This is a genomic window from Streptomyces sp. NPDC048523 (assembly GCF_043199815.1).
Lineage (GTDB): Bacteria > Actinomycetota > Actinomycetes > Streptomycetales > Streptomycetaceae > Streptomyces.
Map to the genome: position 1 here is coordinate 1 of NZ_JBICWQ010000020.1, position 7,836 is coordinate 7,836.

Annotated in this window: 10 protein-coding genes; 5 read left to right on the forward strand and 5 right to left on the reverse strand. The window is 71.5% G+C overall.

The annotated features are described in order from the left end of the window. The 4 genes from ACGFWE_RS42950 to ACGFWE_RS42965 form a co-directional block, all read left to right on the forward strand. Positions 1–131, forward strand: a 131-nt coding sequence (locus tag ACGFWE_RS42950; protein ID WP_393606117.1) for a vitamin B12 dependent-methionine synthase activation domain-containing protein, incomplete at its 5' end; no start/stop codon positions are given. Continuing rightward, positions 128–988: a methylenetetrahydrofolate reductase [NAD(P)H] gene (metF, locus tag ACGFWE_RS42955; protein WP_393606077.1), complete on the forward strand. Its 861-nt coding sequence runs from the start codon at positions 128–130 to the stop codon at positions 986–988. The genes ACGFWE_RS42950 and metF, both read left to right, overlap by 4 nt. Continuing rightward, entirely contained in the window at positions 978–2,429 is a 1,452-nt protein-coding gene (ahcY, locus tag ACGFWE_RS42960) for an adenosylhomocysteinase (protein WP_393606079.1), read from the forward strand. The genes metF and ahcY overlap by 11 nt, the downstream gene beginning before the upstream one ends. A gap of 63 nt (positions 2,430–2,492) precedes the next feature. Beyond that, positions 2,493–2,651, forward strand: coding sequence for a surface protein (locus tag ACGFWE_RS42965; protein WP_352392282.1), 159 nt, complete (start codon positions 2,493–2,495; stop codon positions 2,649–2,651). Positions 2,652–2,759: 108 nt separating this feature from the next. Here the strand turns inward: ACGFWE_RS42965 and ACGFWE_RS42970 are convergent, their stop codons facing one another. The 4 genes from ACGFWE_RS42970 to ACGFWE_RS42985 form a co-directional block, all read right to left on the reverse strand. Further along, on the reverse strand, positions 2,760–3,023 hold the full coding sequence (locus ACGFWE_RS42970; RefSeq protein WP_352392281.1) for an acyl carrier protein: 264 nt from the start codon (positions 3,021–3,023) through the stop codon (positions 2,760–2,762). Positions 3,024–3,094: 71 nt separating this feature from the next. Continuing rightward, positions 3,095–3,928, reverse strand: a complete 834-nt coding sequence (locus tag ACGFWE_RS42975; RefSeq protein WP_393606081.1) for a thioesterase II family protein — start codon at positions 3,926–3,928, stop codon at positions 3,095–3,097. A 97-nt stretch (positions 3,929–4,025) separates the two neighbouring features. Beyond that, positions 4,026–4,847, reverse strand: coding sequence for a BTAD domain-containing putative transcriptional regulator (locus tag ACGFWE_RS42980; protein WP_393606083.1), 822 nt, complete (start codon positions 4,845–4,847; stop codon positions 4,026–4,028). Between the two features lie 187 nt (positions 4,848–5,034). Beyond that, positions 5,035–5,859 carry an AfsR/SARP family transcriptional regulator gene (locus ACGFWE_RS42985; protein WP_352392278.1) on the reverse strand — a complete coding sequence of 275 codons (825 nt, stop codon included), beginning with the start codon at positions 5,857–5,859 and terminating at the stop codon, positions 5,035–5,037. Positions 5,860–6,372: 513 nt separating this feature from the next. Here ACGFWE_RS42985 and ACGFWE_RS42990 point away from each other — a divergent pair. Further along, entirely contained in the window at positions 6,373–6,894 is a 522-nt protein-coding gene (locus ACGFWE_RS42990; RefSeq protein WP_393606085.1) for a hypothetical protein, read from the forward strand. Between the two features lie 135 nt (positions 6,895–7,029). On the opposite strand, the gene ACGFWE_RS42995 is transcribed toward ACGFWE_RS42990, so the two are convergent. Further along, complete coding sequence (locus tag ACGFWE_RS42995) at positions 7,030–7,692, reverse strand: ScbR family autoregulator-binding transcription factor (protein WP_352392277.1); 663 nt, start codon at positions 7,690–7,692, stop codon at positions 7,030–7,032. Positions 7,693–7,836 lie beyond the last annotated feature (144 nt).

Sequence of the window (7,836 nt, forward strand, 5' to 3'; positions counted from 1 at the left end):
ACCTGCTGCGCCCCGAGCGCATCGGCGTCCAGCTGAGCGAGGAGTTCCAGCTGCACCCCGAGCAGTCCACCGACGCGATCGTCATCCACCACCCGCAGGCGACGTACTTCAACGCGGGAGGCGAGCGGTGACACCGACGTTCTCCTTCGAGTTCTTCCCGCCGAAGACGGCGGCCGGGGAGCGCACGCTGTGGCAGGCGATACGCCGTGTCGAGCCCCTGCGGCCCAACTTCGTCTCCGTCACCTACGGCGCGGGAGGCTCCTGCCGGGACCGCACCATCGAGGTGACGCGGCGCATCGCGGCCGAGACGACCCTGCGCCCCGTCGCCCACCTCACCGCCGTCGGCCACTCGGTGGCCGAGCTGCGGCACATCATCGGCGCCTACGCGGACGCGGGTATCGGGGACGTCCTGGTCCTGCGCGGCGATCCGCCAGGTGACCCCGCCGGGCCGTGGGTGCCGCACCCGGACGGCTTCCGCTACGCCTGCCAGCTGGTCGAACTGGTGCGCTCGCTGGGTGACTTCACCATCGGCGTGGCGGCCTTCCCCGAGCGGCATCCGCGCTCATCCGACTGGGACGGCGACATCCGGCATTTCGTGGCCAAGTGCCGGGCGGGTGCCGACTACGCCATCACGCAGATGTTCTTCAACGTCGAGGACTATCTGCGGCTGCGGGACCGGGTGGCGGCCGCCGGCTGCGACCTCCCGATCATCCCGGAGATCATGCCGGCCACCGACGTGCGCCAGATCCGCCGGTTCGCCGAACTGAGCGGCGCGGCCTTCCCGGAAGATCTCGCCCACCGCCTGGAGGCGGTGCGGGACGACGCGGCGGCGGGCCGCCGCATCGGCGTGGAGTACGCCACCGCCATGTCCGAGCACCTGCTCGCCGAGGGCGCGCCCGGGCTGCACTACATCACCCTGAACAGGTCCACCGCGGCCCTGGACATCCACCGTAACGTCATGAGTGCAAGGAGCTCCCGTGTCAGCTGAGTTCACCGATTTCAAGGTCGCCGACCTGTCCCTGGCCGGGTTCGGCCGCAAGGAGATCACTCTTGCCGAGCACGAGATGCCCGGCCTGATGGCGATCCGTAAACAGTACGCCGAGACGCAGCCGCTGGCCGGCGCGCGTGTCACCGGCTCCCTGCACATGACGGTGCAGACCGCCGTCCTCATCGAGACGCTCGTCGCCCTGGGTGCCGAGGTCCGCTGGGCGTCCTGCAACATCTTCTCCACCCAGGACCACGCGGCCGCCGCTATCGCCGTCGGCCCGAACGGCACCGTGGACAACCCCCAGGGTGTCCCGGTCTTCGCCTGGAAGGGCGAGACTCTGGAGGAGTACTGGTGGTGCACGGAGCAGGCGCTGACCTGGCCGGACAGCCCCACCGGCGGCCCGAACATGATCCTGGACGACGGCGGTGACGCCACCCTCCTTGTCCACCAGGGCGTCGAGTACGAGAAGGCCGGCAAGGTCCCCTCGGTGGACACCGCCGAGTCCGAGGAGCACCGGGTCGTCCTGGAGCTCCTGCACCGCACCATCACGGACGGTTCGCAGAAGTGGACCCGGCTGGCCTCGGAGATCCGCGGCGTGACGGAGGAGACCACGACGGGCGTGCACCGCCTGTACGAGATGCAGCGCGACGGGGTTCTCCTGTTCCCGGCGATCAACGTGAACGACGCCGTGACCAAGTCGAAGTTCGACAACAAGTACGGCTGCCGGCACTCCCTGATCGACGGCATCAACCGTGCCACCGACGTCCTGATCGGCGGCAAGACCGCGGTCGTCCTGGGCTATGGCGATGTGGGCAAGGGCTGCGCGGAGTCGCTGCGCGGCCAGGGTGCCCGCGTCATCGTCACGGAGATCGACCCGATCTGCGCGCTGCAGGCGGCGATGGACGGCTACCAGGTCACGACGCTGGACGAGGTCGTCGAGACGGCCGACATCTTTATCACCACGACCGGCAACAAGGACATCATCATGGCCTCGGACATGGCCAGGATGAAGCACCAGGCGATCGTCGGGAACATCGGTCACTTCGACAACGAGATCGACATGGCCGGTCTCGCCAAGATCCCCGGCATCGTCAAGGACGAGGTCAAGCCGCAGGTCCACACCTGGACGTTCCCCGACGGCAAGGTGCTCATCGTGCTGTCCGAGGGCCGGCTGCTGAACCTGGGCAACGCCACCGGCCACCCGTCGTTCGTGATGTCCAACTCCTTCGCGGACCAGACCCTGGCCCAGATCGAGCTGTTCACCAAGCCCGACGAGTACCCGACCGACGTCTACGTGCTGCCCAAGCACCTCGACGAGAAGGTCGCCCGCCTCCACCTGGACGCGCTCGGCGTGAAGCTGACCCGGCTGCGCCCGGAGCAGGCGGCGTACCTCGGTGTCGAGGTCGAGGGCCCGTACAAGCCGGACCACTACCGCTACTGAGCCGTGGCCGGCGCCCGGGCCGCAGGCGACCGCCCGGGCAGCCGCCTCAAGAAGGAGGAGAACGTGGACGACACCCGCCACGACAGTCACGGGGAGCACCTGCGCCCCGCCCCCTCGCGTCACGACCTGGGCCCGGCTGCGGTCGCGGCCCCGCCGCTGCTCCTGGCAGGGGCGGACGAGGACGACATCACCCCCGTGCACATCGTGCGTGGCATCGACTGAGTGCGGGCGCCGGCACACGGCCCTGGCCGCGTGAGCGCCTGGAGGGGCGGTCCCTTCCGGGACCGCCCCTCCAGGTGCTCGCGGGCGGGCACCCGGGGGTGCCCGGGCTCAGGCCGTCCGGGAGGAGGCGAGCACCTGGTTGACGACCTTCAGGTACTGGCGCGGGGTTCCGGCCTCCTCCAGTGCCTCCTCATCGAGGGCGACGTCGTAGTCGCGCTCGATGGCACCGGTGACCTGCAGCAGCGCCAGCGAGTCGTAGTTGAGTTCGTCGAAGGGCACGTCCAGCACATCGCCGTCCAGGTCGAAGGTGTCGCTGTCACCGGCGTTGGTGCGCAGCAGGACGACCAGGTCCTTTATGTCCAGAGGTTGCATGGTGGTGACTCTCTTTCTTCTCGTGCCGGGCACATGCGGGGTGAAGGGGATCGGTGGGGGCCCGGGCGGTGTCACCCGGCCGGGACGGCTCGCCGGCCCGGCACCGCGGGCCTGCCGTGCGGTGCCTGCGGTGCCTGCGGTGCGGGGTGCTGTACGGGCAGGGGGGTGCTGCCGAGCCGCCGTACGACGCGGGCGGCCCGGCCGAGGAGCCGGGGCAGCGCGTCACCTCGTACGAAGAAGTGGTCACCGGTGACGGTGCGGGTCGCCACCGGTGCGGCGGACCACCTGCGCCAGCCGGCGACCAGCAAGGGCGGCGCCAGCGGGTCGCGGTCTGCCGCGACGGCCAGCAGGGGCACCGGTATGCGGCCGGCGGTGCCGGCGGTGCCGCGGGCGTAGGCCCGCAGCGCGCGCGCCAGGCGCAGGTCGTCGCGCAGGACCGGCAGCACGGCCCGGTGCCAGTAGCCGTCCGGCCGGGCTCCCTCGGGCACACCTCCCATGGCGTGGAGCCGGTGCAGCAGCGGGCCGTCGGCGGTGCCGGCGCTGTCGGAGAGTTCGCTGCTCTCGTCCGGCGGCGGGCAGGCGCCGACGGCGAGCAGCGCGGGAAGGGGACGTCCCTGTTCGTGCAGGGCCTGGGTGAGGGTGTGGGCCACCAGGGCTCCCAGGCTGTGCCCGTACAGGATGAACGGCCTGCCGGGTTCGGGCCTCACGCGCTCCAGCAGTTCGGCGACGAGTGCCGCCCGGTCGGTCAGGCGCGGTTCGCGGCGCCGCCGCTCCCGGCCCGGCAGCAGGACGGGCACGGTCTCGACGCCGGGGCCGATGCTGCGGGTCCAGCCGTTGAAGGCGGAGACTCCGGCCCCCGCGTGTGCGAAGCAGTACAGCCGTACGGGTGGCGCTGTGTCCGCCATGTCCGCCCCTCCTTGGCCCCCTGGTGTGTCACGGGCCCCACCAGGCTGGCCCACGGTGCTAGAGGCGGGCTCGAAACGGCCGCGACGGTCGCGGCCTTTAGGTGGCGTACAGATCGAAGGTCGAGCCGCGGCGGGCGCCTGCGGCCACCTCGAGCCCGGGGTCGACGGTGAGCATGGCCTGGTGCAGGCGCTGCAGCTGGGGTGAGGGTTCCACACCCAGTTCGTCGATGAGCCGTATGCGCAGCTGCCGGTAGACGTCCAGTGCCGCGGCCTGCCGGCCCGACCGGTACAGCGCCACCATGGCCTGGGAGTGCAGGCCCTCGTGCTGAGGATGACGGACGGTCAGGTCCTTGAGCTCGGCGAGCAGTGCGGTGTGCTTGCCCAGCCGCAGGTCGGCGTCGATGCGCCGCTCCACGGTGACCAGCCTGCTCTCCTGCAGGCGCAGGGTCTCGATGGACAGGATCGGACCGACGCGCACGTCGACCAGTGCCGGGCCCTGCCACAGGTCCAGCGCCTGGCGCAACGTTTCGGCGGCGCGGGCGTCGTCACCGGCCTCGAAGGCGGCGCGTCCGGCCGTGACCAGCCGCTCGTAGGTGTGCACGTCCACGTTCTGCGGCTGGATCTGGAGCAGGTAACCACCGTGCCGGGTGGCCAGCAGCTCCTTGGCGCTGCGCGGTGAGTCGGGTCCCATGGCGGTGCCGAGCCGCCGGCGCAGTTGCAGGATGTAGGTCTGCAGTGTGGTGAGGGCGCTGACCGGGGGGTCGGCTCCCCAGATCTCCTCCATCAGGGTCGGAACGGGCATGACACGGCCGGGATACAGCGCGAGCAGTGACAGGATCTGCCGGGGCTTGCTCGCCGTCGGCACCACCGAGACACCGCCGATGTCGGCGCTCAATGGACCCAGTACCTGAATCCTCATGGTTTCGTCTCCCCCTTGGCGTCGTCTTCTCCTCGACCGTGCGTTCGAAGAGCGGGTGCGCTGACTGGCCACGGTAGGGGCCAAAAATCGTCGGCATCCCCGTCCTTGAGTCCCCGTCAAGCGCGCCTGAACCCGATGGGGTGGGGCGCTGTTGTGGTGCTCGGGCGGCCGTCGAGCGCCGTGCAGGTCAGCCTCCCGCCGACGCCATCCGGGGCGCTGCCTGGGGGGGCTGCGCCGTCTGTTCCGGGCCGGCCAGCAGGATGGAGCGCTGCAGGCGGCGCAGCGGCACGGAGGGCTCGATGCCCAGCTCGTGCACGAGCGTGGTGCGCAGCCTGCGGTAGGCGTCGAGCGCCTCGCTGCGGCGGCCCGAGCGCTGCAGGGCCAGCATGAACTGCGCGTGCAGGTTCTCGTGGGTGCGGAACTGGCTGACCAGGACGGTGAGTTCGGCGAGCAGTTCACGGTGCCGGCCCAGCCGCAGATCCGCCTCGATGCGCTGGTCCAGCGCACACAGCCGGCTCTCCTGAAGGCGCCTGGACTCGGTCTCCAGCTGGGAACCCGCCTGGACGTCGGCGAAGGGCGCGCCGTTCCACAGGCCCAGGGCCTCGCGCAGCAGCCGCGCGGCACGCGGGTGGTCACCGGCGTCCATGGCCCGGTAGCCGAGACCGGCCAGGCGTTCGAACTCGCGCACGTCGCTGGTGCCGCCACCGGTGTCGAGCCGGTAACCGCCGGGGCAGGTCACCAGGACGTCCTTCGCGCCGAGCGGACCGCCGGCGTGCTGGGCGAGGGCCGCCGTGATGAGTTCGCGCAGCTGCAGCACGTACGTCTGCAGCGTGGTGCGTGCGCTGCGCGGCGGATGACCCGCCCACAGCTCCTCCACCAGCGCGCAGACGGGTACGACCTGATCGGCGTGCAGCGCCAGCAGGGCCAGCACCTGCCGCGCCTTCGGCGCGGTGGGAGTGATGGACACTCCGCCCTCCCTGACCCCCAGGGCGCCCAGTACCTGAATGTCCACGCCAATCCCCCTGTCGTCCCGTCGGCGCAGTCTCTCGCCGGAAAGCGGGTAGGCCCCCGATTCAAAAACAATCCAGACGGTTTGTCAATATCAAACCGGACGGATTGTTTTTACTCTGGAGTGTTGGGGATTTCGAGGAGAAAAGCGCTATTTGTCCGATGGCAGGGGTGCCGGTGAGGCCGGCTCGAGCCGCAGAACCAGGATGTCAGGACGTTTTCCGGGGGAGCAAAGATACCCTCCGGGATCCGCGGCCGTCCGGGACACCGGCCGCCGGGTCCGGTCCCGGACGCCCGGTCCGCGGTCCGGCCGCCGCGGCGACGGCGGCGGCGACGGCGACGGCGGGGGCGACGGTGGCGGCGGTGGCGGCGGTGGCGGCGGTGGCGGCGGCGCGCCGGGAGACGCCCTCTCCTGGCCCTCTCCCGGCGCCGGGAGAGGGCGAGGCCCCCCGTGCGCGTGACGTCGCCGTCCACCCGGACCCGGCCCGCGGGACCACGCCCGGCGCGCTGCGGGGCCTTGGGCCGCGCAGCACGCCGGTCGGCAGCTCCAGCCGCCTCACCCCGGGCCGCTGCCGCGCGGAGCCGATCAGGCGCCGCCCGGCCCGCGCCGCCACCGCGCGCGCCGGGGCGTTGCTGTTCCCGCAGCGGAAAAGGCCGCACCCCCGGCCCCCTTGGCCCGCTCACCGGCCGGGGAGAAACGCCCACGCCCGTCCCCGCCGGCGAGGGCGGGCGCCGCCCGGAGGCGGAGTCCCGGGACCTGTTCGACCTGGACCCGGAGGCCGGTCAGGCCGCCCTGGAGGGCTCCTGCACCACGGTCGGCACGATCATCAAGAACGAGAACGAGGACGAGAACGAGGACGAGGACGAGGACGAGGACGGGCGCGAGGGCGGCAAGCAGCCCGCCGAGTTCCTGGCGAGCCAGAAGTTCATCCGAGGGCCGGTGCCCGCCGGGTCCGAGCGGCACGTTCCCGCCCGACCGCCCGATCCCGCCTCTCCAGCCCCGGTCGGTTTCCGGGAGCCGGCCCCGCCGGCCCCCTGAGCGCCTCGCGGCGAGCGGCCCGTCACGCAGCAGGGGTTGAGGACACTATCAAACCGCACGGGTGGTTCATTTGGGCTTGAGGGTGCTCACGCAAGCGAGGAACGGGGACGGGCAGGGGACGGGCGCGTGGGCGCCTCACTGGCCGGCGCCGGCCAGGGCCGGGGACTGTGCGCGCACCTCGGCGATGACCCGGGCTCCCCGGTCGGGGGCCGTGTCGAGCCTGACCAGGACGGCCGGGGCGGTGATGGCGGGCAGCATGTGGTTGAACAGCGCCGACATGCGCACCTCCAGGTCTGCCCAGTCGGACATGGCCTGGGAGACGTACTGCACGCCGATCCAGGCCCCGAGGAAGACCTGCGCGCTGTCCTGCGGCACGACGTGCGGGAGCACCTCGCCGCGCTCCTTGGCCTCGGCCAGGAAGGCGGCGGTGAGCTCGGTCCAGGCAGGCCAGGCGCTGCCGAAGACGTCGCGGCCCTGCAGGTCGGCGGAGAGCCGGACGCCCGCGAGCAGCATCGGCTCCTGCGGCAGGCGCTTGGCCAGGGTCATGCCCGCGTCCACCCACTCCTGCAGCTTCAGCTCGCGGGGCACGTGGTAGTCGTTGGTGACCTGCGCCTGCAGCACGCCCTGGGCGAGGGCCGCCTTGGAGTTGAAGTGGAAGTACAGGGCGCCTTTGGTCACTCCGGCCCGGGTGAGGATCTCGCCGATCGTGGCCGCCGTGTATCCCCGCTCCGCGAAGATCGCTGCGGCGGCCTCCAGAACAGCGCGCCGGGTCCGGACAGCTCGTTCCTGCTGAGCCATGAGATGCTCCTCTAGCTCAAAATTAAACCAAACAACTCGTACCTTACCGCATGCCGCCGCAGAAAAAAGCAGCGCGGTCGTTTTGTGCAGGAGGGCGTGGAACGTGCGGGCAGGGGGTGGGGGGCAGCCGCGGCGCAAAACGAC

What these genes read in the sequence shown, in the direction of transcription:
- ACGFWE_RS42980 (WP_393606083.1), bottom strand. Translation starts at nt 4,847, where the DNA reads ATGAGGATTCAGGTACTGGGTCCATTGAGCGCCGACATCGGCGGTGTC.
- ACGFWE_RS42970 (WP_352392281.1), bottom strand. Translation starts at nt 3,023, where the DNA reads ATGCAACCTCTGGACATAAAGGACCTGGTCGTCCTGCTGCGCACCAAC.
- ACGFWE_RS42995 (WP_352392277.1), bottom strand. Translation starts at nt 7,692, where the DNA reads ATGGCTCAGCAGGAACGAGCTGTCCGGACCCGGCGCGCTGTTCTGGAG.
- ACGFWE_RS42975 (WP_393606081.1), bottom strand. Translation starts at nt 3,928, where the DNA reads ATGGCGGACACAGCGCCACCCGTACGGCTGTACTGCTTCGCACACGCG.